A 25,812-nucleotide genomic window follows, 5' to 3' on the forward strand; every position below is an offset into this window, starting at 1 on the left:
GAAATATCAAGATTAGCCGTACCGGCACAGTTCAGAAAACGTCAAACTGACCGATTTACGGGTTCAGCAACCGGTGTTATAAACGAGCAGTTTTATGCTGAAAGAGAACTCAGATGTTTTCCTTTTATTGCTGTGGGACTATATCTCTCTGCGGCGTCAATTTGTTTGCGACAAGATATAAATCATTGCTTTGTGATGATGGAGCCAAGATTAGCAAGAAGTTTGCGGTTTGTTGGTATTTCATTTGAAAAAGTCGGACCTATTGTAGAATATCATGGCCAACGCGCTCCTTATTATATTAGCCGCAATCTATTAATGACGGGATTAACACCTGGCTTTAAGAAAATCCTAAATAACATCGATAAAAAGATAATCAGCCAATTTAAAATTGATCAATAGCCTAAAAAATGTCAGCTTTTTTTACAATTTTTATTTTTTTAAAATGACATAAAACACAATTAATTGTTTTTAAAAGCATTTTTATTTTTGGCACGAAGAGTGCTTAGTATTTGTTGTTCAGAAAATTTCACAATCGCAAGTAAAAAAAATGAAAAACTTATTTAACAATTCAAAAATGATTTCAGCTAGCGTATTGTTAGCGATGTCAGTCGCTGGCAGTGCTAGTGCAGCAACAATTAAGTTTGGGTCATCATCTGACCTCAACGGAGTTGCTCAAGTAGCAGATGACGGTTCTGGACTTACCAGTGTAAATGTTCCTTCTGATAATTTAACAGATGGTGGTAATGGTTTTTTCGTTGAAACTTTTGACCAAGGAACTCAAACATATCTGCCCGGTACTACAATTCCGTTCTCTGTTGGCAGCACTGCTTATAATGATACTGATACTACTGCTCATGTAGATTGTGCCGTAAATGGTGTCGGTGCTGGGATCCAAGTAACTGGTAATTCGGCTGACGCTTTTGGTGTTCGTAAAGGGTCAAAAAGTGGTGTAGCAGCGTCTCCAGCCGGTGACACAACTTGTTTTGGTTATACACCCAAAGAAGGCGGTACAGTTCCATCATGGGTTGAAGTTGATTACTCAGCTTTCTTATCAAACGTCGGTCTTGGTGCTATCAACTATCTTGGTTTCTACTGGGGTTCAGTTGAAACTTATAATGATTTTACATTCTATTATGAAGATGGTACGACTACTCAACTCTTTGGTACAGAGGTACTTGCAGCAGGTAATGCCAATTCTGGTAGTCAGAATCAACCAGGCGCCAACGTGTATGTAGAAATTGTATTTGATGCTTTAGTAGTATTTACAAAGTTAAGGTTTACTTCAAATGGTGTTGCCGGCGAATTCGATAATATTGTAATTGGTCTTTCAGATAGAGAAGTTCCTGTCCCTGCTCCAACGGGTATTGCTTTATTGGTTTTAGGTTTATTAGGCTTAGGACTTAGAAATAGACTTCGCAAGTAAATTACACCTAAAATAAAAAAGCCAACATTGTTGGCTTTTTTTTATATCTGGAGAATTATATTGCTCATATATTATCTCACCAAATAACTTCTGGTCTTACCATCACTGAATATACATGAACTCCATTGTGAAGCTTGTAAAATAAATCAACAAATGTCTTAATCATATCCTGTAGAGTGCCTTCTAAAGGAATTTGAGAGATTTATGCAAATCATTGACGAACTAAAAAAACAGTTTTCTGTAGAAGATGACGTGCTTTTGATTGAGACTAAAGAAGCAACCCAACATTATGGAAAAACAACATTTTCAGCCCCTATCAATATTGATTGTGTAATTGTTGTCAAAAAAGTGATGACAATAGGCAAAGCTCTAAAGCTAGCCAATGTTTTGCAATTTAATTTATACCCAGTAGGTACTAATAAAAACTGGGGATATGGTTCTTTTAATTTGTGTTCAGGCCGGCCAAACGTCATCCTTGATCTAGGTCAGTTGAGTAACATATCTAGCACTGATAAGGAACTTGGACTGGTTACCCTTGGTCCAGGCGTAACCCAGCAGCAACTGTATGACTTTTTGACTGAGAACAATTGGGAGTTCATGGCACCAGTCACGGGTGCAGGGCCAGAGGCTGGCGTTGTAAGCAATGCGCTGGAACGAGGTTATGGAATTACTCCACATAATGATCATTTTTATGCTTGCACTGCCTTGAAAGCATTTATCCCGCACCCTGAACTTTGTGAGCACCAATATGAATCTGCTCTTTCTGCATTCGATCAATCTAACACAGATTTCATTGATAAATCTTATAAATGGGGCTTAGGCCCTTACATTGATGGTCTTTTTACTCAAAGTAATTTAGGCATCGTTTCTGAGATGACGATAAGACTCGCGCCTAAACCTGAATATTTTAGTGCTTTTTACCTAAAGGTATTTAATGAAGAGCAATTTGAAGATACAGTTGCTCTGGTCAAAAATATCCTAAAAAATTACGCGGGTATTGTTGGTTCGATAAATTTGATGGACAGACGGAGACTGATTTCTATCACCACAGAAAATCCAAATGGATTTGAAAGTAACGTTCTCATGAGCGAACAACAAATTCAGGATATCGCCTCTGAAAACCAGCTGCCACATTGGTTAGTGGTAGGTTCTATTTATGGTGATAAAGAAGTAGTTAAGGCAACTAAAAAAGTGTTTAAAAGAAAAGCTAAAGCTATGAGTATAGGACGAATTAACGCTACTGACTAGCTTCCGTGACAGCTATATTTGAGGGTAGTTTCGCGTTTGCTTATTTGTTGCGTTGGGGAAATTAGCGAAATCTTTGTCGTTGGGGTGAACACGTAATCTGGCTGTTACTACTGAAATCTGGATAGTGAGATGCTAAACGCCTTGCCTCAGAATATGGAATATTCAAGCATCATGATGTTTCTTTTTTGTTACGCACCAAAGTCAAAGTCCCTTTGGATGGTGAGATCATCAAACATTGTCGTTTGCTCAGCAGCCTTAAGTGGCGGTGCTCTGGTATTGTTGCCAGTAATGGGTGAGCCATGTTTGTCTAAATACAATAATATCTTGTGAATGATGTTAGGTTGGGTAATGCAGGCAATTATCGTCACATTGTTCTTTAGACATTTCTCACATTCGGTAATGTCTATGTTGAAAACTCTCTTCAAACGCTGTGCCCACGTCATGCTCTTGGCATGATAAGGCTTATCAGAGTCGCATTCTTCTTTGTTTACTAGTTTAGGACTGTTTTTCCCTCGCTGGGATGCTGTCACTTGCGCTCTTAAGTTACTATTAGGAGCAAAAACGCCAAAAAATCGGGTGAGGTTAAGTCTTGGTGGTGGAATGAGTGCGGCTAGTTTGCCAATGAAATCGATGGGGTCAAAGAAGACGTGAGTCGTTCCATCACTGTAGGGCGTTTTCAAATCATAGCGTACTTTTCCATGGTCAGTCATACTCAAACGTTGCTCGCTAATGGCCGGACGACTGATATAGCGGCACAGCCTTTCTAATTTCTCTGGCTCAGCTGCATTGGCGAAGACACCGGCGTGAAGAGAAAAACCAGAGGTATTGGCCAACTGGCCAAATTCACCTTCATTAGTTGCCGGAAGGGTTTGCAAGGTAAATACTTTCTGCCCTTGCTGAGGACCCATGGCTATGCGATAGCTAACAGACGCTCCTTGCAACTGTAGCAGGCTATCCTCATCATCAATTGGCAAATTGAGGTAACTATTTTCCATATCGCGTTGTACTAAACCGACTTTTTCTAAATATCGAGCAATGCGATGGCTGATAGTATGCACTAGTTCAAGCATCTCTTGATGAGATGGCGCTTTGATGCGGGTAAAGGTGGTACCACCCCATGGATTTTCACTTATTGCGCCTTCTAAAAACAGCATGTGGAAGCGGATATTAAGGTTGAGGGCGCTACCGAATCGCTGAATGAGCGTAACGGCACCGGTTTTGCCTGTTTGTTGGTACAACCTGCTTTGTTCACAATGTGAGTGGAAATGGCGCGGTGAATGATTTGCATCACTTTACTTAACTCACTTGGGTATCTTGCCAATAGCAAGCGCAAAGGGATGGGGAGGCTCAACACCCATTGACGAACTGGGTAGCCTCGTAGCACATCATCGACCAACAAAGCTGCACTTTCTGCCATTCTTCTGGCACCACAACTGGGGCAAAATCCACGTCGCTTGCAGCTAAACGCGACTAACTTTTTATGTTTGCAGTCGCCGCATACCACGCGTAAAAATCCGTACTCAAGTCGACCGCAACGCAAGAATTCATCAAACTCACGTTCAACATATTTGGGTAAGTACTTGCTTTGCTCGGCTAGGCTTGTAGTAAATTCAGGATAATAACGTTCTACCAACTGATACAGCGAGGTAGTTTCGGGGCGGTGCCGTTTGTACTTTTGTTCTTGCTGTATTGCCAGCACTTCCTTCGTCCTTGAATAGTGGCATTCAAGGATGTCAAACAAGAGCTTAGAAAACGACTGAACTATGAGCCTGATTTTGGGAGGTGAGGTACTGCCGGTATATCTTGAATGACCGCTTCCAAGAACGGCAACTCAAAATGTGGCAATGATTCCTAATCGAGGGCACAGCAGTCATATTGATTGAAACACCGACAGTCGGCTAACTGCCCTAAGCGGTCCTACGTCGTTCAACATTGTACGGGAAGAATGTGCTGTGAGTTCAATCGGTCAATGCAACGCTTTCCTATTATAAAGCGGCGACGCTGCCAACAATGGATAGATATTATTTCGATACCGATGACCAAAAAGGGTTTTAACTTCTGGTAAAAATTTGACATACGAATGGCCGTTTGGCTTCTTTGAGCCAGTCAGGTTGCAATAATAAAAGCTAACTGCTGGTGTCATTACGACAAAGTTGCTTGGAAATTAGAACGATATTTCCCCTTGGTAATGACACTAGCACAATCACTCCAATACAATTTATTTGTCTGATTCACCTTCTATTTCTTGCCTATCATTTATATTTAACTCCCAAGTTAAAAATAAAACAGACAAAGCATAAGAAAAGCCAGTACTACTGCGCCGATAATGTTGTCTTTTTTTGCTTGGTGATCCTTTACGGATTGGCTCCAAATCAGAAACTGCAACCCTAATATATGAGTCAATATTTCGTGACTTTGGGTCTCTATTCTGATTAATAATGCGTTCATCAAAGCTCCAAATTAGCTCATCTAGCTGAAAGTTTGAATACCATTTATTTAGTTGCTGTTTGTCGTCAATGGCAGCATTTTTTTTATGAAGTCGCACACTTAACCTCAGGGTAAGCCTTTTCTTGAACTCCTCCAAAGTGTCAGCCACTTTGTCGATGCCATAATACTTATCTGTGATTATTATAAGTTTACAAAACCGATGGAAATCCGACGGCTGTGTAAATTTTATTGTAGGGCTATTAAAGTTATCGTTATTCAAAATATGCTTCAAAAGCCAGTCATACTCTAGTTTAGCTACTGGTTCATTTTGGATGGTTGTATTGATAGCGCTTAGCAGCCGGCGCGCAATTTTTCTATGCTCTTTTTTACGCGGTTCAAACCTGAGTCGCTCCAACCTTAATGCCTTCTGACTAAGTTTAGAACTGTCTGGAGAAGGTGCTTTATGTTTTAACCTATGGCGGTGTTTTGAATGTCCAGGCTGTCCGTCCTCGCCATATTTTATAGTAAACAGTACTTTTGCTGCTTCTTTTGCTTTCTCCAGTGCACTGAGGGGAACGTTATACTGCCGAGCATAAAACTCGAGTGACGTTTTGGTTTTATAATGTTCACGAATTGCCCTAAAAGCAACAAACTCTTGTTGAGGCCTATTAAGTAACTCTCCTCGCTCAACCCTTAGCTTTGATAGTTTTCTATGTTCAAAAAGCTTTTTATCAGTTTGGGTCGATTTACTGCTACTTAACTGCATCCGGGCAAGCCAATCATGAAAAGAGTTCGCGAATTTTTCTTTCGTATTCTCATCTAGTTTTTCATATTGCAATTTTTTCCTAACAATAGTCCTCGTGCTTACACCAGCAACAGCAGCTATGTTTTGATCTGTATGATGAGACGTCGCATTATCTAATTCGATTTCGTGAAGCCATATAGCACTGTGAATATAATGGGTCATCGTAATTGACGGCGAACTATGGCCTATTTCCCTACCAATATCGTGCGAAAATCTACCATCATTAGTAGGTTTAACATTATCAAATAAACTACTAATCTGTTTTCTCGACAGGCTTGATAGCCTAAATATAGGATGTAGCTTGCACTTCCGGTTTTCGTATAGGTAACGCCATGTAGCGTATGAGTGTCTTAACCGGTGAAAACGCATCGTTTGGTCATTAGTTAAATACTCAAGACATTTTGAAATAGGGTTAAATATGTTTTTTACTGGTATGTATAGGTAACGGGTATCAAAACTGGCAAAGAGATAGTTGTTGTCCTTTGATACTGTTTCTTGTAATGACAACAATGTGAGAACTATTTCTTGCTCTTCATTGTCAAGACAGATAGCCCTAATTCGACGATTTCCAGCGACTGTTTTTAGACTTCGCTTCTCGTTGTCGCTGACATTCAATTCAAGTAATACCGAATTATGTATAACTAAATCAGTTTTTAACAAATACATTATCTCGTTTCGTCGCAATCCGAATTTAAAGCCAAAAATTAAAGCCACTTGTCTGGCTAATTTGAGGATCTTCTTATTGCTTGTGTCTGCCGCTATAGGGGCTAAAAATCTAAGGGTTTTTTTATATTCCCAAGGCATTAATACATGGGCGTCAACAGACGCCGCAGCTTTTTTTGTTCCCGCAAAAATATATTTGTTAAAAGCATACGAAGGCGGAACAGAATAATGGGCTTCTAAATAACTATGAAAATCACGCAAAATGGCGGCAGTTTTCTTTTTACCATTGTGCGAATCGGAAATATCAATAATGGCATCATAAATTTGGTCGAACTGATTTTTATTGAGCTCATTGACATTGCTACTCACTAGCATAGGTAGTAAGTATCTTTTAATAACGGATAAATTACCTGCAACAGTGCTGATTGATAACTTATTGGACCATAATCCTTTTGATACCAATCTGAATGAGGCCCATTGTAGGATTATCTTGAAATTGATAGGTATGTCGGGTGAGTCAGAGAGTGTCTTTAACTTGTGACTTGCTTGCCGTATGTTGGCGAGTGATTTATGTTTTGGCACATTTCTATGCCTATTTAAGATATGGCGACTCTTTTTCATTATGTTGTTGGCGAGCGTTTCAATATTATGATTTCGTTGATTATCTCTCTGAGAATGTCTTTCTGGTATATGCCCAACATTAGTAATGGCTTCTGGTAGGGGGATTATTGTGTTACTAAGAGGCTCCTTTGTTGCTTTTATTTGGGCTTTTGGTGCCTTGCCGGTAATTAGTCGGTTATAGCAACTTGGCTCAAGTGTTAAGTTCAAGAGTTCACCCGAGCTAATACTTATGCTGCAAGGCGAAATATAGAAGCTTAGTAAAGCCTTAATGCCCTTTATAAGGTTTGATTGTGCGCTATAAATTGGTTCTGCTTTTGTCTGCTTGATAAACGAGTTTATGTTTCGTAGCCAGCGCCTTTCTTCAAATGTTACGTATTCGTCGTTCCAACTAGAGGAAAGAGTGTCGAACTGGGAATACCACTTGCTCAGCGCTAGCAGCACTATTGCTGGCGGGTGATAGATATGCGTTTCATTTGCCTGTCCTTCAAGTTCAATCCAATACAGGTTATCAAGTCGTTTGATTGGTTGTTGCAATATAACACACAGATTTTGTAATAAATCTGACCGTAATATACCGCCGAACCTAGCAAATCCATATAGTAAATAGCCCATATGCTGGTATACCGATGTGAAATTATCACTATTTTGGTTTAACCAGAGGATGTCGATACGCTTAAGCTTCTCGATGTCGGGTATTAGCTCCTCTGTTACAGGCGGGCTTGGTCGAATAAGTTTACTTATTCCTGATAGCAAAACGTCAGGTTCAAATTTAGGGGAGTTAGATGCTAGCTCATTAAGGGCAGTCAATAATTGTTTTGATGTATATTCCGTTTCACTGTTGTTGGTTCGAAGCACCATTAATCTTAAAAAATCATAATCTTGTTGTGTCAATTGCGACTGGTGCCCGCGCTGCGGATTTATTGATTGGCGCCATTCAACCAAATTACTGATTGTTTCGGTACACGTAATCGACTGGCTCATTAGCGCATTCCTATTACAGCTTTAAGGTTCAAGGCTGTTGCAATGCGAGCTAAATGTGCGCGAGTGGCATGTTGGTAATCTTGAAATTGTATGCCCGAAAATCTGTCCCAAAAGACCCGCCCTAGCTCTGCATGGCCCATAAAGCCATCGATAAAACGCTCGTCCACGTCGCTTTCAATCATGCTGCTGCGAAGCAACTTTCTATTTATATTCATGGGTAAGTCAAAATGATAATTATCAGCGTCATCGATATTGACACTAGACATGTATTTTTTCAGGTTTGTTGGGCTAGAGGGCTCTATATCTATTTTATCTTGGCTATTTTTAACCAATAAAAATGTAGTTTGTTTATTATATTGGTCACTTTTTCTTTTTTTATGTAATCCAACCCTGATTAATTTTACCTCAATGCTTTTAATATGCTCTTGGTAAGCATCAGCAATGTCGACAGCCATTTGGATAATAGGCACTATTCTTTGATTAAAATTGTCGTGCTGCCTTTTGTCATTAAACAATGCAATTAACTCATCGCGTATTAGATTTCCATCGACGAGAAAGGGGTCAATAGTTGCTCGATGACCGGTTATAAAACCTTGTGTGAAAATGCAGTAAGCGGTGTATCTATTGTGAAACTCAATCCAGCAATCGTCCTGCGATACTAAGCTTTTTCTCAGTCGTTCAATGTCATTGCGCATACCCTGGATTACGTTTCTCAAAAAGCACACTTTAGGTCGGTATCTAGCTCCAACATATATATTGCGAGCATCCGGACTCGATTCATATTTGTTTGGCTTATATTTGAGGTCTAGGCTTAACAATAACTGCTCATATCTATAGTTCAAAAATTCAGTATTTACGGCGGTGTAGTAGAGCTCAGCAAAAGAGCCCGAGGAGGGACGATTAAATAGAAACGTTGAAGCTGATTTCCCAATGGTGTTTTGCGCGATATTAAACAAATGATTCGAGAGTCTTCGGATATCAAGGGTGGTGCAGATCGTTTTTAATGTGTACTGAAGGTTTGTATATTGGGGCTTATCTTCGCTCCAACCAGTAAACGGTTTTCGAGTTTTCTTGTCAGTGTCACCTAAGAGCATATGCATTTTGCTGAGAATAAGGGTGTCACTTTTCAATAGATAATGACACGCAAGATTGTACGCATTATTAGTTTTTATTAAAGGTAGCTTGTAGTGAAGCTCGTAAGCAGGAACAATCCAAGCTTTTGATGCCATACAATAGCCCCATCCGTCATTAACTTTTCGTTTTGAATCTTGATAGATAGTGAAGCTTTCTAGGTGTTTGAACGGTAGTGACAAAAAAAACATAATCAATATTGCTGATTCAGTTTCTATGCTGGCGTAAGCATCAGACTTGCCTCCAATGAATTGCCATATTTGGTCGCACTCCAGTTGATTTAAACATCTAATACTCAGCGGACTATATTGATTGAATTTTTCAATACGATGTCTTGCGTCCCTGCCTTTTCTTTTATCGGTGTATTTTTGTATGTAACTGGCTGCAGTCGTTAATTCGGTAATAAGGAGGTCACTTTCCTCGAGCTCTTCATATAGTTCTATATTTGCATGTTTAAGCTCCTCATGATCCTTTTTATCAGGCATCTGCAGAGCAGAAAGTAAAAGACTATTTTCCGCTTGCTCTGTTTCTTCTTCGGCTAGAACAATAAGCAATGATGTCTCTGATATTTGTGAATATCCCCTCATACCCAAGGAGTGCCTGACACTATGTGGTGTCCAAGATATTGCAGATTGGCTTTCTCTTCGTGTAACATTAACGCCAGCGGCACAGCGCAGTAATCTTAATGAATTTAGTAGATTGTTTTCGTAACTTTTAGCTTGCTTTTCACTGTCAATTGATTTTAATGACAACCCATCCCGAACACGTTTTAGTTCTACTTCTATAAGTGAAAGGACTTTGCGTAGAGGTAACTCTATATCTTTAAAAGTGGTGGCCAACCAAAGCCTAGCATCTTTATTCTCGGTCCAAACTCGTACCGCCCTGCAAAAATCTACAATATCAGCGGGTTTAAAATCTAGCGCTTTTATTGGTGCCCATTTACGACAATAAAGCACTGTCTGCTGAAGTATGGTGAGAGCATTTTGGTACGTGTCGTCTTTGAGGTAGAGAACTACATATATCGCATTCTTTTCTAAGTACCCTGTAAATAACTTTTTGAAGTCTACATTACGTCTGCTTCTCATGCTGTCGTCGTCGCCAAGATTTTTGACTGCCTCAATTAAGATTCTTGCTTCCTTTTTGTATGAGGCTTCAAACACTGTTAGTAACGAGCGATCGCATATATAAAACAAGTAGTTTTCCAACACACCCTCAATCGCGAGCAAATTAGAAGGGGCATCCAAATGATATAAAAGGCGCCGAATTGTCTTGTGATTATCAAGTTCTAACTTTTTTAACGACGGTGTGTAATCCTGAAACAAACTAGAAGCTCCCTCTGTCTAGGCGGCCGTAGATAGAGCAGAGCTTTGTGCAAAGCTCTTTGCCAAAAAGCTCTCTTAATTTTATCAATTGTGAGCGAGGCTTAGTCCCGAGTGAATAGACAAGTGGCGATATCAATGTGTCAGCATGAAATATCGACATTATAACAGCGTTTTTGGTCTTTTCTGAATATACGAATGCCGTCAAGGGTGCATCATTGAATTCTAAAGTCGCTGCAATCTCATAGATACGAAGACCTCCAAAAATGAAGTAGCCACCATTATATTTTGCTTTTATTAAGTGCAGAGGATGCAGCTTACTAAACTCGACCAACTGCTCTTTAGAAAAGACTGGCCGATTAGCCGCGAAATCACAATGTACAGTTTTGGAGTAATCGTTTCCCACAGAGGGGTGAACTGAATAGATTTCTGAAAGATTAACCGATACTGCTGATAGCATACTGGAACTGTTTGAATTCATGTTACAATAATATCTATATTATAAAGCGACAATATTAGTATAATACCGTGCCTTTGTCGTGTCTAGTCGGTTTAAAATGGGCTTAATTTTGGTTCATTTAAATTAAACTATAAATCAATCTAACCCAATAATTACGGAGAATATAGATTAACATTGATTTATTACTAACTTTGGAGGTTGCTTCTGAAAGCAGTACTAGTATTCAACATTGACACTACCGAATACGAAAAGTATGAAAAATACAATGTAGGCATAATTGCTTGCATCATAGACACACTAACTAACCATTAAAAAAATACTCACACACTTAGGGGAGGATCACGTTCTAAATACCAGTAGTTGCCTCTCTATTTTATTTATATAATCTCTAAAAAGATTAAAACTGTATATTTAAACAGGCATATAGTTTTACTCTGGGTCAAACGAGTGATAAACTTTTACGTAAAATTATAGGCGAATATAAATGAACAAAAAAGATCAAACTAAACAACTGCTAAGTCGCCTGTTAGAAATTTATGATCAGAAGCAAATCGCTGAAAAATTAAATCCTGTTACCGATAACGATTGGTGCCGCGAAACTATAAACCGAGTACTAAAAGATAAAAGTGACAAAACGTTTGATGAAAAAGAAATCTTCTTTTTAGAGGGGCTATTCCCCAAAAAACCGCACTATTACGATACCCCTTGCTTCCGTTTCATTGACTTGTTTGCTGGAATTGGCGGTATCCGCAAAGGATTTGAAGAAATAGGCGGCAAGTGTGTATTCACTAGTGAGTGGAACAAGTTTGCTTTACGAACTTATAAAGCTAATCATTATTCTGATCCTCTACACCACGTTTTTAATGAGGACATCCGAGAAGTAACGCTTTCAAATAAAGACGATGTTGCTGAAGAACTCGCTGATCATCATATTAGGCAAAGTATCCCTGAGTTTGATGTTTTACTTGCAGGCTTTCCGTGCCAACCTTTTTCGCTAGCGGGGGTTTCCAAAAAGAATTCGCTAGGCAGAAGTCATGGATTTGAAGATGAAGCACAAGGAACTTTGTTTTTTGATGTTTGCAGAATTATAAGGGCTACACAACCGAAAGCGTTCTTATTGGAAAATGTAAAAAACTTAAAGAGTCATGATAAAGGGAAAACCTTTAAAGTCATTTTAGAGGCTTTAGATGAACTAGGCTATGACGTTTCTGATCCAAGTTATAAAGGCACTGGTGTTAAGGATCCTAGAATAGTAGATGGTGGTCGTTTTTTACCTCAGCATAGAGAACGAATTGCCCTAGTTGGCTTTAGAAGAGACCTTGGCCTCACTCAGCGTTTAAGTTTAAGCGCTCTACAATTCCCCAAAGTTAAACCAACATTAGCCGACTTGCTTGAAAAATTAGATACAGAACGCGAGTCAAAGTACACACTGACACCAAGGCTTTGGGAATACTTATATGAATATTCCAAAAAACACAAAGCCAAGGGAAACGGTTTTGGTTACGGATTAGTAAGTCCCAAAAATCTTGATGCTGTTTGTAGAACCTTGTCTGCTCGTTACCATAAAGATGGATCGGAGATATTGATAGATAGAGGTTGGGATAAAGAACTTGGAGAACAAGACTTCTGGAATGAGGGCAATCAAATTCGCAGGCCAAGAAGGCTTACCCCAAGAGAATGTGCAAGACTGATGGGCTTTGACAAACCGGATGGTAATGAATTTGTTATACCAGTATCTGATACCCAAGCATATAAACAATTTGGTAACTCGGTTGTTGTGCCAGTTTTCACAGCAATCGCAGCTTTGATGGGACCTCTCATTGAAGAAGCGATGGAGTTAACGAATAAAAATAAACAGAATGAAGTCGCCGCCTAATTTGACTTACTAATCCATTTCAATTGACGTAATAAGATCATATAGTTAAACACAAGTATATGGATATTGACGTGAGTTAATGGTTATCGAGTTTCAGAACTTATCAGATATAAAGGCGGCTTTTACGATTCTAGGCTGCACTAAAGTTGTTTTTAAACCACTTGCAAACAATGACAATTCAAAGCAACAAATATACTTTGGTGGCAACTTTGATGTTATTCAGTTAATACCGAGCGGTGAAACACGCAATGACGGGATGAGCTCTAAAGGACCAATCTTTAAGTCTCGCCTTGATTTTTGGTGGATAGCCCCTGATAGAGCCCCAGAACAGGCGAAAGGGACCCAATTTATACTATATCCAAAATATCCGGAGGTGCGTTTATCTGGTTTTTTGCAGAACTGTTCATTAGCACCTAGCCAACTAATGAAACCTGCTACTCCAGAGCAACGCAAAGCTCGGGAAAGTAGTAACCGTTACCTTTTTCTCGGTATTAAGAAAAATAAGGTGTTTGCATATGTAAGTGCATGGGAATCTGATGTAAGCAAGCAAGCCTTATCCCTTATTTCCAATCAAGAAACACAACTCATCACTTCCGTGTTCTATGAGCTTTATGTTCAAAGGTCTGACTCAAAAGAAAAATTATTGGCTCGGCTACAAGAAATATACAAAATGGGACCGGTACAATCTCATAGGCTTGATCGAGACGGTAATAGAATAGATTATAAGGCTCAAAATGGGGCAGGCTATACGTTAGAGGCTCTATTTGGTATTACCCCTAATGGTTCTCCTGACCCAGACTTTGAGGATTGGGAACTCAAATCACATTCTGGCAGCGTCGTTACATTAATGACACCAGAGCCAAGTTGTGGGACTTACCTCGAATCTCTAGAATTTTTTGTACGAAATTATGGCAAAGTTAAAGAACAAGAACGAATGGACTTTACTGGTATACATAAACATGGTGAAACAAACATTAGCACGCAGTTAACTCTAAGGTTAGTTGGGTTTGATCGCACAACATCAAAGATAACTGACCCGACTGGGGGATTGCATTTAATCGATTCAAATAGCGTTCTTGCTGCTGGTTGGGGATTCGGTAAGTTAATTGATCATTGGAAGAACAAGCATTCAAAAACTTGTTTTGTGAGCGTTACAAAAATAAAGGAAACTATTCCTGAATATCTATTTGGTCCAGAGATTCGTTTAGCTGAAGGAGCGACATTGCAGAACTTTTTAAATAGCATTTGGGACCAAGCTATTTACTATGACCCCGGAGTAAATCTCAAATTTGTTAATTATAAATGGAAGCCAAAGAAGCGAAACCAATTACGCATTAAGTGGAAAAATTTACATTCCTTATTTGAGAAAATATCTGACGTAGAGCTGTAATTGGTAGAATCTAATTATTTGCTTTCATAACTGGTAACAAATATTCAAACGTAGTTTTTAAAAATGCTCAAGCGTATGTTTGATTACAAAGTGAGCTTACCCGCCATGCACAAACTACTCATGAATTACTTCTAATAGATCACCAACACCACAATCTAGATACCTACACAACCTCTCAAGCGTATCATAATCAATTCTGGTAGTCGTTTCGTGATAGATCCTATTAACCGTACCTCTATTAATACCAGTTTCTCTAACTACATCGGCTATCTTTAACCGTTTAGCGCCTAATAATCCTGATAGGTTACATTTTATCATTTTTTAGTATCATAATGTTCCTTTGCAGGTACAAAAAATGCTTGACTGCGCCGGTGGAGTTATATATTGTGTCTCTTAAGTTACAAAAACACTCTTTTTAGTGGTAGGAGATTATGTATGAACCAGACTTATTTAACAACCTCGGAATTATCTCAACGGATAAAATACGACACCCGTACCATTCGCGAACGCCTAAAAGATTCAGTTCTTATCGAAGGCGTTCACTACATCCGTCCATTTGGCGGCCGCAAAATCCTTTACATCTGGGATGCCATTCAAAAAGACATGGTCAAGTTTTCTAAAAACCCTATGGCAATACCAATGACAAGAGGGGGGGTCGCTCATGGCTAGTATTAACGTTCGTAAAGAAACTGGCAAATTGTACTTAGATTTTCGCTTCCGCAATATTCGCTGTCGCGAGCAAACGGAGTTAACTGATACGCCCGCAAATCGTAAAAAGCTACAAAAAATACTCGACCGTATTGAGGCGGAGATTTTGCTAGGTCAGTTTGACTTCTCAGCAATGTTTCCAAATAGCAAGACGGTGAACAAGTTAAAAGCGACCGCGCAAGCCATAGATGCAAGTCATGGAATGACGGCGTCAATGGATAAATTTACGGAATTGTGGTTATCTGAAAGTCGGGTGCAATGGCGTAAAACCCATACTAATTCTGTTGTCCAAATTATAGAAAATCGTATTATTCCGTTTTTCGGTGATATTCCTGTCGACCAAATTACGAAGCAGCAGGTGCTAGCTTTCAGGATGCATGTCTGTGACGTGAAGAAGAAAAGTGGCAAGTCGCTTGCGCCTTCAACGATTAACCGTCATATGAAGATTCTGCGGGCAATCATAATAGAGGCGGCTGACCGTTTCGGCTTTATAAATGGTTATCGCGGGGTAAAGCCATTAAAGGTCCCAAAGACTGATATTCAGCCTTTTACTATAGACGAAATCGCGTTGATTTTAGATAACGTGCGTGAAGATTTTTATGAGGACTTTCTTATCCGGTTTTTCACAGGTATGCGTACGGGGGAAATTGACGGCTTGAAGTGGAAGTACGTTGACTTCAAAAACCGCTGTATTCTCGTTAGAGAGACCATTGTAGATGGCGAGGAATCTTATACTAAAACCGACGCTAGCCAGCGAAATATTCAAATGAGTGAACCTGTGTATCAAGCATATCTTACAATGAAATTGAGTACTGGCGACTATACATATGTATTTGTGAATAATGTGGGTAAACCACTCCGGCACGACAACGTTACAAAGCGCGTCTGGTATCCATTGCTAAAATTTCTTGGCTTACCGAAGCGAAATCCATACCAAATGCGCCACACCGCAGCGACATTGTGGTTGTCATCGGGTGAAAACCCAGAGTGGATTGCGAATCAATTAGGGCATTCAAATACGGAAATGTTGTTTAGAGTTTACTCACGCTACGTGCCTAATTTGACCCGCCAAGACGGTTCAGCCGCAAACAAAATGTTTGCGGACGTAGTGGGAGGTTAACGAATGAGAAATCAGATTAGCCTTAGTCATCAACCTTTGTTGATGTATGCATCAAGCTTTACTCGATTTAAAGGTACCTACTACTTGGTTGGATGTTCAGATAGGCTGGACTCTCAACAAAACCAAGTCAAAATCCTCTTGATTTCTGATGCGTCATGCACCCTGACACTTTATTGTCGTGATCAATCATGCATTTTAGAGGATTTGAAACCTGAATCTCTCGTTGACATAGAAGTTGCGTTAGATATGTCAGGTAGTGAACCATATTTTAGATGCAAAATGATTCAGAACGCTGACAAAGGTATCAATATGGTCAGAAATATTTATCAATTGCCGGTGGCGCGCTGCCCCTATCCTGATGTTCTGCATGCCATGATTGGTTTAATTGAACAAATCAAGACAACTGAACTACGCGAGTTTCTAGACAATGTGATATCACAGCCCGACATTGGTATTCGATTTGTACAGTGCCCTGCAAGTTTAAATCACCATCACAATAATCTTGGCGGGTTACTTGAACACTCTTATGAGGTTGCTTTGAGTTTTTATTTAGATAAATCCCTTAGCCACGCAGATAGAGACATAGGTATTGTGTCGGCCTTGTTACACGATATTGGTAAAACGCTTACTTTGACGCCTGACTTGACCCGCGCTGATCTTGGCTATTCTGTTGATCATGACGATTTAACGCTAGAGATTTGTTCTGCGGCACTCAAGATTTTGTCGTCAAAACACAAAGGTTTAGCGAATCAGTTGAGACACAATTGGACATGTGTGTCGCCAACCGCAAAGTATGGGTTTAGAGCAAAAACTAAAACCGCAAAGATGCTAAAAGTCTATGACCGCGGCAGTGCGCTCCTTCAAACAAATAATTTAAATTAAAGTAATTAATTTAATTAAAGGAATAAACATGGCACGACATCCAGAAGTGAAAGAAAAAGATATCATAGAGGCCGGCGTAGCACTTGAGCAAAAGGGCAAAATGGCGAATCCCGGCGCTATCCGCGCACAACTGGGCTTTAAAGGCGGCTTAATACGCATTCGCGATGTGTGGGAGAAGCACCAAGCAAAAGCAAATGGCAGCGAAACTGCAGATGCGCATCACATTGTATTGGAAGATTTGCCCACGGAAATAGCTGACGCTACTGAACACCTTATCCATCAGCAGAAATCTCAATTAGAGCGTTTGGTGGTTTGTGCATTTCAGCGCTGTCAGTCATTGTTTGATAAGCGCTTGGACGACCACTTATCGAAACACGACCAGCAAATGATGTTTTATCGGGAATACGAGACAAGTGCTGACATCTCTATTCATCGTCTCGAAGACGACCTGAAGGACATGCAGTCTGAGCTCAAGGAGTTAGCGGAGCAGAATGCGAAGCTACTTATCGAGAATGCAAAATTCGCAGGGCAAGTCGCGGCGTTTGAGAAGGCGCTGCCTAGACATGATGATTCGAAGCCCTTGCCAAATAAATCATCATAGCCACTGCCGCACCACCTAATGGTGTTCCTGAATAACTCACTTAATACCTAATCAATATGGCTTGCCAGCAACCGGCAAGGTCAACACACATTCTTTTTTTCATGGAGTATTTATGAATTTGAACATCACTACCGCATTCGACACCGCTGCGAAATCGCATGGGCAGCAAACTAGAAAATATGATGGCTCGAGCTATACCGTGCACCTCAATGAAGTTTTCAATCTATTAGCATATGCTGGTGTTGAAGACGAACAGGTATTATTTGCCGGTATTCTTTACGACACATTAGAAGACAGTTCCCTTACCGCGAAAGATATCGAAACTCAATTTGGCAATAATGTGTTATCGATAGTACTTAGCCTTACAGATGATAAATCTCTTAGTTTGGCGTCTCGTAAAGCGCTCGCAATCGAAAAAGCGAAAACACTGCCTGCTGCCGCGCTTACAATAAAACTTGCAGCCCTCATCAGCAATATGAGTGCAATTCCAGGAAGTTGGCATACAAATAAAATAGCTGTGTACATAGACCATTGCCGAGCAGTATTAAACGCAGTGCAACAAAACCCGCGGGCCAATAGCGTATCGCAAAACTTGGTGGCATTGGCTGACTTCTTTTACAAAGGACAAACTAGTGGATGTCAAGAATATAGCAATTTGTGTGAGTTGGCTGAGCAAGGCTTATTGTATTGGAACGAAGATGGCCTGCATTTTGTGATCGCCAATCATTTAGAGAGCTCAAATGAGGCAAGCAAGTTAGCCAGCCGCACTATCGCGGAAGCCTTTCATTTGGAATTACTTAGGGGGCTCACGGTTAGCAATGTGTTACCAAAAATGATGTCACTTACATGGGAGCAATTTTCTGGTTCTGATGAACCGCTAATATATGGGACGGCTTCGCGGGTTCAGTGTCAGAGAGTGCTTTTGAAAACAAGCTAAGAGCAGAAGGGAAGCGAGGATAACAAGGACGTTGTGTTAATTTACAGTGTGATACTTGCTTGGTATTTACCAACATAAATGGAGCGCTGCATTACCTTTTGCGTGCAGTCGATCAGGATGGTGACGAAATTGACAGGCTGGTTCAGAAACGTAAAGACAAGAAAGCGGCGAGACGATTCTTCAGAAAGTCACTCAAAGGGCAACAAGCCGCGCTAACCAATATAGTCACCGATAAATTGCGGAGTTATTCAGCAGCAATGAAAGAGCTGATATCTGATGTTGGGCATTCTTCCAAGCAGTATGAAAACAACAGATGCGAATTGTCCCATCAACTTAGTCGGCAACACGAGAGGCAAATGAGGGAATTTACATCCCAAGGTCAGGCAAGCTCAACGATTTCTTTCCTGTCATGGTGGGGTCAATAATCTATTTAGGCTTGGTCGTCATTTAATGAAATCGAGTAATTGCAGACGTATCCCAGACAGAGCGTTCGTTGAATGGAACAGGGTGAGTCATGTTAAAAACTTGGCATAGGTAGATACAATGCCATTTAACTCATCCGATCCCAGTAAGTTGACAGTACCTTTATTAGTAAACTTCTTAGTGATATTCGCAATTATCGAAGAAGTAATAATGAGCGGGATACCTCCATTATTGGCTCACTGTGTACGAGTGTCCCTTCTTATTTAAGAATAAAGTCGTTATTGTATTTTTCATTAAACTGGAACCAATTTAAACGAATGCTTTGACAATGTTTTCAAAGAAGGCCTTACCAGCGTCAGTCAGGATAATGTCACTTGTCGCAACTTTTTCTTGGGCAATACCTCGTTTAACTAAAATTGTATTTATTTCAGCGTTTAAATCAAGACTTAGCTTCGCCTTTGTGATCAACTCCTGATTGTCTGGGTATTCTTGCATTTGAGCAATATCTTGTTGTGAAAAACCACCTGTCGGATCTGTAAGTTTAGTTAGACGATAATTGTTGTCGTTTAAATATTTACCCATCATCAAAAGCAAAAGAGATGCCTTAAGGGTAATGTCGTTTTTGAAGTCTTCTTTTGGCAGGGTGCGCTCTCGGATATACATGTAACTGGTAGCATGGATAAGTTCATAGCCTATCATTTCGTATTGTTGTCGGTACTCATCAAAATTACTATCGACTTCCATGAAGTCTGCATTCAAGACGTCTTTATCACTGTTATCTAGAATAGTTTTGTTAATAAATTTACCTGAAATAAATTGTTTGTAAATAAGTGCGCTTATATCGGTATTATACATTCGAAATCTCCATCGTTGCAGAGGTTAATAAGTAATCTAAATAGTAAGGACCGTAAACAATACGATGTCTTTTACGATGACGATTTATGCGATGCTGCGCAAGGGCAGATTCAACTTCTTGCAAGCCAACTAAAAGATCGCCTAACCAATAATCAGATAAACTATTTGCGAGTAGGTCTGATACCCATTGGTGAACATTATTAATATTGTTTGGTATGGATGTGGCCATCATTAACTTACTGATTGCAATATTACGCAACTCGTTTTCATCAACATTAGTGACGACTGATTGTATGGAGACAGGCGTTTTATCAGGTAGGTCGGTTTCGTTTAATACCGTCATGTATTCTTTGAAACGCAAAGAAACCCTAAACGCATCACGCAGATCGAATTTTTGCGCGTTAACCGTTCGACGAGTAACAACACCATCAAAGCAGGTAATATCTTCAAATACACCTAAATCAGGTGTGATGTATTTATTACGCTGCATACCATGTCTGAATTGGGTCAATGATGACTGTAGCTGGGTAAATGCGCTATCTATGGCAATAAATTCTTTTCGGTCCTGCTCTAAGCTACGAGAAAACAAAGAAAGTTTCTGCACCAATGCATCAATGTCTTTGTAATAAGCGGTAATAGCAGTTACACGATATCTCAGATTAAGGGCTTGTTGCTGGTATCCTGGCTGGTCTTCAAAGTAAGTAACTAAAAATTTAATTGTGTCGCTAAATGACCGAGTCTCCAACATTTGTAAATCCGGATTGATAAATTCATAACACGGTTTTACATAATTATTGTTTAAGTGAATCACACGGTCGTAGAGTTCATGGACACTAATGCCACCATCACCACTATTATAGTCGCTGTAATCAACCGATAAATCTTCAACCTGTGATGTTAACCGACTAACATTTTCTTTAATCTTTGAATGTATTTCAGATAACAGCGTGTGAAATGTGCGTGAGGCCTGGTTAAACTCGTCAGACAACAGAGGCAAACGAGATAACTTTTCTGTTAAGTCCACGACACTTGCTCGCAATGCCTCGAAGTCACTGTTTGACAATTCACGAGAGCGTTTAATATCTAGAAACCTCAGCAAGTCTACGATGACTTTTTCTAATGTAATCTTGCCAGTGTTAGGGTCGTAATGGATGAATATGCCGTTTTCTAAAAGTGAATCTAATGTAAGGTGTTCGTGGACATTCAAATCGTCTTCGTGAGGGCATATTTCATTATTGTATAGCAACAAATACGATATTTCTTGTATCTCATAACTACCATCATTTTCATCTATCTCATCAAGCAATTTGAAAAACCGGTTCTGGTGTTTCAATATTGAAGTAATTAAGACGTCACGATTAAGCCGCATCAGTGTTTTTCCCAAAACTTTCCACATCAATAGGCAAAATATTCATATGGCATTTACTAACTAATGGCTCGCTTACGTGATGACTATCTAAACGAACCCAACGGCCAACCAGACGGCAAAGATTTCCTGAAAAAGATGGCGTTGCACAGAATATCGAAAATCCATGTGAATCTATTTGAGAAATAGTTGACTGTGTGTTGCTTCCATCAAGAGTACTTATCTCGTCTACGATAATAGGAATACGCAACGCAACATGGTTAGGTGTAAGGCGAGATAAAAGCACAGACAATACAAAAGCTGTGATAGTGCTGGTAGTCCCACCTGATTGGCTTTTTGTTATGCGCTCGCCCGTTTCTTGGAGCGTATACTCATAATTAATCGAATCGATGATGTCACTCATACTGAGTTTGTTTGTTCGCTTATCAAAATAGCTTTCTGCAAATCGATGGAGGTGAATATAGAATTGTTCGTCGAGCAGCTCATACTCAGAAATATCCTGTTTGCCTAACGTATCCAGTAGTGAAGAAAACTGGCCATTAACAGTAAGGTTTAGACGAATCGCTTCCAAATTAGATATTTTTTTGTCATTCAATTCAGTGTTGATACCATTTATGTAATGAGTGAGCATTTCTTTGGCTTGCCGAAGCTCGTCTAGCATACTGCTTATAGAGCGGTTGTGAAGATGGACTTGATCACGATGAGTATTAAGATCATAAGGAAGGTCCTCATACAAACTAATATAGGTAGACATGACACTGGCAATGCTGTTTTGATCTAATTCTAGATGGGACTCTACCCCATCAATTTGGACTTGGAGCTGAAGGCGATATACCGCATCTCGAAAATCTTGATAATGCTTTATTGTCTCTTTTGATAACCTGTCAACATTATCAAAAAGCCCGTTTTCCAGTGGTTTATGCTCACTTTCCTTTACGTTTTCAGGTACTGTTTGAGCGACGGCATTATCTAAGGTGCTTTCAAAAAATTTAAGTTTTCTATTTTTTTCTTCAAGGCCTTCTTTAATATTATTTTCTTTGCTCAATTCACTCCAAACTTTAGCGATGTTTTTATTTACTAATGCTAAATCGTCATCAGTATGTTTTAGGTCAACTTTTAAAACGTTGATTTCATCTGTTAATTGGTTTACCTCTTTTTCGAGTGCGGGAATTGCCTCAATATCATCATAATCTGTTTGAGAGCCCACCAGATCGTTTTCGTTGTTTTCTAATAAAACCTGAACACCACTGGCAGAACTCGATAGTGCCTTCTTGACCTTTAAAATTGAATTACTAAGTTGTTCAACCTCCTCTTCCAATGAATCTATCTTTGTGTTGAGTTGAGAATGATTCAGTGATTGATCGAAAGGGACAAACATGACATCTGCTAATAGAACATCCAAGAAATTCACTAATCCATTGTCAGCAATTGATAATAAATCTGCAAAATCGCAGATTACTTTTATCTGGTCACGACTAAGAGGGGTAGTAACCGAAGAAAACGAGGGGCTTAACGAATATAGAACAGACTTGGAATGTTCAGAATCCAGTTGCCCGAAAATAGTATTCTGATAATCAGCAAATGCTGCCTTCATCTGTTTAATCGCACCGTTTAACTGGTTACGTTTTGAAATATCTTTTTGTAGACGTTGTTGAAGTCCTCCAACTTCTTTGCAACTAGCTATTTCTTTTCGTAGGTCTTCCATATATTCAGTGAGAAACGCGAGTACTTGAAGCCTGTTTTTATCCGTATATTGAGCGCATTTTTGTTTATGCTTGGTCAGAAGCTCCTTTTTGCGTTTCAATGTTTTTTGCTTGCTCTCTAGCGCACCTGTTTGTTGTTGAGACGCATTATTTAATGTTTCAGATTGTTTATCTAATGTTTGTTTTTCTTCGATTAGCTTGGTTACCAATGTCTGCTGTTTTTCAAGTTGCGGCCCTGACACGGAACGATGATGCTTAAGTGATTTAAAGGCCAAATGGTAAGCGTGTGAATAACTGCTTAAGCTATCTTGATACAGAGTGCTGACAATCTTTGCTGTTTCAAAAGTCGGTTTGTTATTCTTAAGTACCTGCAGTGTTTTGTCTCTTTGCATAAGCTGTGTATGCTGTTGAATAGATTTTTGAAAATCTGCGTTTAACTTCTCACGATCATGGCTCCTACCCATTTCTAATAGTGTTGCGATTGCCTTGGGGAGAGATTGAAGATTGTTATCACTTGTCTCAAATGCTAACTGGTAAATGTTTTTAAATGCGTCTATCGCTTTGTCATCGGTATCTTTTAGCGGTAATACACAGAAACGCTTTTTATTTTTATGTCCACGCCAACTTTCGAACATTAGCTCTTTAATCATTTTAATGTCGGATGTCTGAATACCATCATTATCAGCGACGAATGTCTTCAAATGTGAAATGCCAATATCCTTTGCAAAGCAACCCTTGTCTGTATCCCAAAAAAGATGCCTAATTTTTTCAAACGACACAGGAACAAAAAAGCGGCCATACTCATAGCCGTTCCTACGATAAAGCACCATACAAAAACGACCTTCAGGATTCTGAATTTCCATTGCAATAAATGATCGAGGGTCAGCAAAATAGAAGTCGTATGAGTTTTCCTTATCGTATAAACCACCTTTACCTGCGAACTGGAATTTTGTTTCACAACGTGTAAACGAGTTTTCAGGAAAGAGTAATAACTTGGTGCCAGCTAGACTCGCTGTTTTACCTACATTATTCCCCCCAAACATAGCTAGATGATTGTTCAGCGGTATTTCTGAAAAAGCATGGCCAGCCGAATTAATATAAATTAACTTTGTGAGGGTGTAGTCTTCTTTCAATAAATGAGTATCATTATTTGTCGACATGCAGATAACTCTCTTGTTCTAGCACACGTTGTGCTTGTTTTATGTAGGAGGCAATTAACGCCAAGGAGGGCTGCTCTTGACCGATCGCTATGACTCGTTCTATGTCTTTTGGATTAGCAATTACGGGCACATTATGAAGGCGTTTTTTTATGTCAATTGGTGTTAAAAAGGTCACATTGGAGTCAGGCAATAGGCGCATCAAATTACTCGCAATTTGTAAACCACCAACATCAACATCCAAGAAACAATAAATCAAATCGAATTGCTGTAAATATGCCTTGTGAAGCGAGTTTGTAATTTGGTTTCCATCAGCGAAGATGAAAAGGGACCTCGCAACTACAGAAGACGGTATGTCGCACGACTTACTTAAAAACAAAGCGGTTTCGTTTATGCGCAAAAAATTTTCTTTATTTTCAACGATGATAGCGGTTTGAAATGCTGAGTCTTCATTGGACATGTTGCCATGTTTATCGACCATACGCAGCTCGGGTTGATTTCTAGCACTTCGCACCACTAACCAGGAACCTGATACTTTTTTTGAATGACTGTTATTATGGAGACTCGCACTCACTCTATCTTCATTGTTTATCAATACATACTTTTCCAATTGACTTTGAAGACCTTCAGACAAAGTAAGCAGATACAGCGTGTTTCCAATTTTGGATGCTTGAATATCTTGTTTTGTATAACTAACGTCTATTGATGGGTCATCCAAGAATTTAAGAAACGCGGCATAATCGACCGCTTTGTTTTCTGTAATCTTTAATATCATCTTTTTAAAAAGAGTAAAATTCATATGGTGCGTATAAAAGTATATAGTGTATTAATTCATACAGTGTATAATAAGGTATATGTTTTTCAAAGCACGAAATAAAATGATTGGTATGAAATCTGAGAGGCAAGCAACAAGATTACAATATATCGACCTTTATGCATACATCATGGGTGAGGTGAATCGTAATGTGTTAATGGACCGTTTTGATGTTAAACAGGCCGCAGCGTCAAATGACTTTAACGCATATAAAGAACTCGCTGGGCATAACTTGGTATATGATCACAAACGAAAAGCATATGTCGCCACAGATTGCTTTTCTCCATACTTTAATCATGAAGTAAACGATGCAATAGACCTAATAGCCAATGGTGAACAAAGGTTAGTCTGCGTTCCTAAAATCGAGAAAAATTCATTTTCGAAATTACAACTAATGCATCAACCTAAGCTAGATGTTGTAGCTCCAATATTTAGAGCAACGAATCTTAAGCGCCAGGTGGATATCACTTATGTGTCGATGACTTCAGGTAAATCCGTTAGAACTATATCCCCACACTCGTTATTTGTAACTAATAGCGGTACTTATTGCCGTGCTAAAGACCACAAAACAAATGAATTTCGAAACTTTAAACTCAATCGAATTCTCGAATCAAAAAAAGTAACTTATAATAGTTATAAATATAAAACCGAGATAGACAAAGATTGGAATACCTTCATACAAGTTGAGATTGGTATCAATCAAAACGGGCTCGATAAGGATGCCATCGTAATGGAATATTGCCTTGACACTGAATCTAAGCGACGAGTTGTTATGTTAAATAAACCGTTGTTGCTACATTTCCTACAAGAGTGGCATATTGCGCCTTTGGGTGAAGATGATTTGCCATCTTTATATTTCCCCTTAAAGGTGATTTCAATCTTAGAAGAATGATTATATTATT

At 39.3% G+C, this 25,812-nt stretch carries 20 protein-coding genes and 1 pseudogene; 12 read left to right on the forward strand and 9 right to left on the reverse strand.

Annotation, left to right across the window (positions count from 1 at the left end):
- The 3 genes from CXF81_RS06030 to CXF81_RS06040 form a co-directional block, all read left to right on the forward strand.
- Nucleotides 1-399: PEP-CTERM/exosortase system-associated acyltransferase (locus CXF81_RS06030; RefSeq protein WP_157825505.1), on the forward strand; the 399-nt coding region annotated here is incomplete at its 5' end.
- Between the two features lie 148 nt (nt 400-547).
- Nucleotides 548-1,423, forward strand: coding sequence for a PEP-CTERM sorting domain-containing protein (locus CXF81_RS06035; RefSeq protein ID WP_101180470.1), 876 nt, complete (start codon nt 548-550; stop codon nt 1,421-1,423).
- 204 nt (nt 1,424-1,627) lie between these two features.
- Complete coding sequence (locus CXF81_RS06040) at nt 1,628-2,671, forward strand: FAD-binding protein (RefSeq protein ID WP_101180471.1); 1,044 nt, start codon at nt 1,628-1,630, stop codon at nt 2,669-2,671.
- A gap of 188 nt (nt 2,672-2,859) precedes the next feature.
- On the opposite strand, the pseudogene CXF81_RS20635 reads toward CXF81_RS06040, so the two are convergent.
- From CXF81_RS20635 to CXF81_RS06060, 4 genes and pseudogenes are all read right to left on the reverse strand, one after another.
- Nucleotides 2,860-4,370: pseudogene (locus tag CXF81_RS20635) on the reverse strand (transposase).
- Nucleotides 4,371-4,889: 519 nt separating this feature from the next.
- Nucleotides 4,890-8,168 (reverse strand): hypothetical protein, encoded by a 3,279-nt coding sequence (locus CXF81_RS06050; protein WP_101180472.1) that lies wholly within the window; start codon nt 8,166-8,168, stop codon nt 4,890-4,892.
- Nucleotides 8,168-10,621: a hypothetical protein gene (locus CXF81_RS06055; RefSeq protein ID WP_101180473.1), complete on the reverse strand. Its 2,454-nt coding sequence runs from the start codon at nt 10,619-10,621 to the stop codon at nt 8,168-8,170. Before CXF81_RS06055 ends, CXF81_RS06050 begins: the two co-directional genes overlap by 1 nt.
- Before the next feature lies 1 nt (nt 10,622).
- Nucleotides 10,623-11,099 carry a hypothetical protein gene (locus CXF81_RS06060; RefSeq protein WP_101180474.1) on the reverse strand — a complete coding sequence of 159 codons (477 nt, stop codon included), beginning with the start codon at nt 11,097-11,099 and terminating at the stop codon, nt 10,623-10,625.
- 463 nt (nt 11,100-11,562) lie between these two features.
- On the opposite strand from CXF81_RS06060, the gene dcm reads away from it, so the two are divergent.
- A complete protein-coding gene (gene dcm, locus CXF81_RS06065; protein ID WP_101180475.1) occupies nt 11,563-12,954 on the forward strand; it encodes a DNA (cytosine-5-)-methyltransferase in 1,392 nt (463 codons plus the stop codon).
- Between the two features lie 79 nt (nt 12,955-13,033).
- Entirely contained in the window at nt 13,034-14,344 is a 1,311-nt protein-coding gene (locus CXF81_RS06070) for an MvaI/BcnI family restriction endonuclease (protein WP_101180476.1), read from the forward strand.
- A 114-nt stretch (nt 14,345-14,458) separates the two neighbouring features.
- Here the strand turns inward: CXF81_RS06070 and CXF81_RS06075 are convergent, their stop codons facing one another.
- Nucleotides 14,459-14,662 (reverse strand): helix-turn-helix transcriptional regulator, encoded by a 204-nt coding sequence (locus CXF81_RS06075; RefSeq protein WP_101180477.1) that lies wholly within the window; start codon nt 14,660-14,662, stop codon nt 14,459-14,461.
- A 117-nt stretch (nt 14,663-14,779) separates the two neighbouring features.
- On the opposite strand from CXF81_RS06075, the gene CXF81_RS06080 reads away from it, so the two are divergent.
- From CXF81_RS06080 to CXF81_RS06105, 6 genes are all read left to right on the forward strand, one after another.
- On the forward strand, nt 14,780-15,013 hold the full coding sequence (locus CXF81_RS06080) for a hypothetical protein (RefSeq protein ID WP_101180478.1): 234 nt from the start codon (nt 14,780-14,782) through the stop codon (nt 15,011-15,013).
- Nucleotides 15,006-16,172 (forward strand): Arm DNA-binding domain-containing protein, encoded by a 1,167-nt coding sequence (locus tag CXF81_RS06085; protein ID WP_101180479.1) that lies wholly within the window; start codon nt 15,006-15,008, stop codon nt 16,170-16,172. The genes CXF81_RS06080 and CXF81_RS06085 overlap by 8 nt, the downstream gene beginning before the upstream one ends.
- Nucleotides 16,173-16,175: 3 nt before the next feature.
- On the forward strand, nt 16,176-17,054 hold the full coding sequence (locus tag CXF81_RS06090; RefSeq protein WP_157825506.1) for a hypothetical protein: 879 nt from the start codon (nt 16,176-16,178) through the stop codon (nt 17,052-17,054).
- A 28-nt stretch (nt 17,055-17,082) separates the two neighbouring features.
- Nucleotides 17,083-17,655, forward strand: coding sequence for a DNA-binding protein (locus CXF81_RS06095; protein ID WP_101180481.1), 573 nt, complete (start codon nt 17,083-17,085; stop codon nt 17,653-17,655).
- 112 nt (nt 17,656-17,767) lie between these two features.
- Complete coding sequence (locus tag CXF81_RS06100) at nt 17,768-18,592, forward strand: HD domain-containing protein (protein WP_101180482.1); 825 nt, start codon at nt 17,768-17,770, stop codon at nt 18,590-18,592.
- A 98-nt stretch (nt 18,593-18,690) separates the two neighbouring features.
- Nucleotides 18,691-19,017: a DDE-type integrase/transposase/recombinase gene (locus CXF81_RS06105; protein WP_232771799.1), complete on the forward strand. Its 327-nt coding sequence runs from the start codon at nt 18,691-18,693 to the stop codon at nt 19,015-19,017.
- A gap of 307 nt (nt 19,018-19,324) precedes the next feature.
- Here the strand turns inward: CXF81_RS06105 and CXF81_RS06110 are convergent, their stop codons facing one another.
- From CXF81_RS06110 to CXF81_RS06125, 4 genes are read right to left on the reverse strand one after another with little or no spacing between them, the layout of a single operon-like run.
- Nucleotides 19,325-19,870, reverse strand: coding sequence for a hypothetical protein (locus tag CXF81_RS06110; protein ID WP_101180483.1), 546 nt, complete (start codon nt 19,868-19,870; stop codon nt 19,325-19,327).
- On the reverse strand, nt 19,863-21,239 hold the full coding sequence (locus CXF81_RS06115; RefSeq protein WP_101180484.1) for a hypothetical protein: 1,377 nt from the start codon (nt 21,237-21,239) through the stop codon (nt 19,863-19,865). Before CXF81_RS06115 ends, CXF81_RS06110 begins: the two co-directional genes overlap by 8 nt.
- Nucleotides 21,229-24,099 carry a hypothetical protein gene (locus CXF81_RS06120; protein ID WP_101180485.1) on the reverse strand — a complete coding sequence of 957 codons (2,871 nt, stop codon included), beginning with the start codon at nt 24,097-24,099 and terminating at the stop codon, nt 21,229-21,231. Before CXF81_RS06120 ends, CXF81_RS06115 begins: the two co-directional genes overlap by 11 nt.
- A complete protein-coding gene (locus CXF81_RS06125) occupies nt 24,086-24,895 on the reverse strand; it encodes a hypothetical protein (protein WP_101180486.1) in 810 nt (269 codons plus the stop codon). The genes CXF81_RS06120 and CXF81_RS06125 overlap by 14 nt, the downstream gene beginning before the upstream one ends.
- A 79-nt stretch (nt 24,896-24,974) precedes the next feature.
- On the opposite strand from CXF81_RS06125, the gene CXF81_RS06130 reads away from it, so the two are divergent.
- Nucleotides 24,975-25,802, forward strand: a complete 828-nt coding sequence (locus CXF81_RS06130; protein ID WP_157825507.1) for a WYL domain-containing protein — start codon at nt 24,975-24,977, stop codon at nt 25,800-25,802.
- The last annotated feature ends 10 nt before the right edge of the window (nt 25,803-25,812 follow it).

It is taken from the genome of Glaciecola sp. 33A (genome assembly GCF_002836745.1).
Lineage (GTDB): Bacteria > Pseudomonadota > Gammaproteobacteria > Enterobacterales > Alteromonadaceae > Glaciecola.

Bases quoted from the DNA above. Each gene is read 5' to 3' on its own strand.
- CXF81_RS06110 (WP_101180483.1), bottom strand. From the start codon at position 19,870: ATGTATAATACCGATATAAGCGCACTTATTTACAAACAATTTATTTCA.
- CXF81_RS06050 (WP_101180472.1), bottom strand. From the start codon at position 8,168: ATGAGCCAGTCGATTACGTGTACCGAAACAATCAGTAATTTGGTTGAA.
- CXF81_RS06120 (WP_101180485.1), bottom strand. From the start codon at position 24,099: ATGTCGACAAATAATGATACTCATTTATTGAAAGAAGACTACACCCTC.
- CXF81_RS06040 (WP_101180471.1), top strand. From the start codon at position 1,628: ATGCAAATCATTGACGAACTAAAAAAACAGTTTTCTGTAGAAGATGAC.
- CXF81_RS06085 (WP_101180479.1), top strand. From the start codon at position 15,006: ATGGCTAGTATTAACGTTCGTAAAGAAACTGGCAAATTGTACTTAGAT.
- CXF81_RS06095 (WP_101180481.1), top strand. From the start codon at position 17,083: ATGGCACGACATCCAGAAGTGAAAGAAAAAGATATCATAGAGGCCGGC.
- CXF81_RS06130 (WP_157825507.1), top strand. From the start codon at position 24,975: ATGATTGGTATGAAATCTGAGAGGCAAGCAACAAGATTACAATATATC.
- dcm (WP_101180475.1), top strand. From the start codon at position 11,563: ATGAACAAAAAAGATCAAACTAAACAACTGCTAAGTCGCCTGTTAGAA.
- CXF81_RS06090 (WP_157825506.1), top strand. From the start codon at position 16,176: ATGAGAAATCAGATTAGCCTTAGTCATCAACCTTTGTTGATGTATGCA.
- CXF81_RS06070 (WP_101180476.1), top strand. From the start codon at position 13,034: ATGGTTATCGAGTTTCAGAACTTATCAGATATAAAGGCGGCTTTTACG.
- CXF81_RS06100 (WP_101180482.1), top strand. From the start codon at position 17,768: ATGAATTTGAACATCACTACCGCATTCGACACCGCTGCGAAATCGCAT.
- CXF81_RS06035 (WP_101180470.1), top strand. From the start codon at position 548: ATGAAAAACTTATTTAACAATTCAAAAATGATTTCAGCTAGCGTATTG.
- CXF81_RS06125 (WP_101180486.1), bottom strand. From the start codon at position 24,895: ATGAATTTTACTCTTTTTAAAAAGATGATATTAAAGATTACAGAAAAC.
- CXF81_RS06060 (WP_101180474.1), bottom strand. From the start codon at position 11,099: ATGAATTCAAACAGTTCCAGTATGCTATCAGCAGTATCGGTTAATCTT.
- CXF81_RS06115 (WP_101180484.1), bottom strand. From the start codon at position 21,239: ATGCGGCTTAATCGTGACGTCTTAATTACTTCAATATTGAAACACCAG.
- CXF81_RS06080 (WP_101180478.1), top strand. From the start codon at position 14,780: ATGAACCAGACTTATTTAACAACCTCGGAATTATCTCAACGGATAAAA.
- CXF81_RS06075 (WP_101180477.1), bottom strand. From the start codon at position 14,662: ATGATAAAATGTAACCTATCAGGATTATTAGGCGCTAAACGGTTAAAG.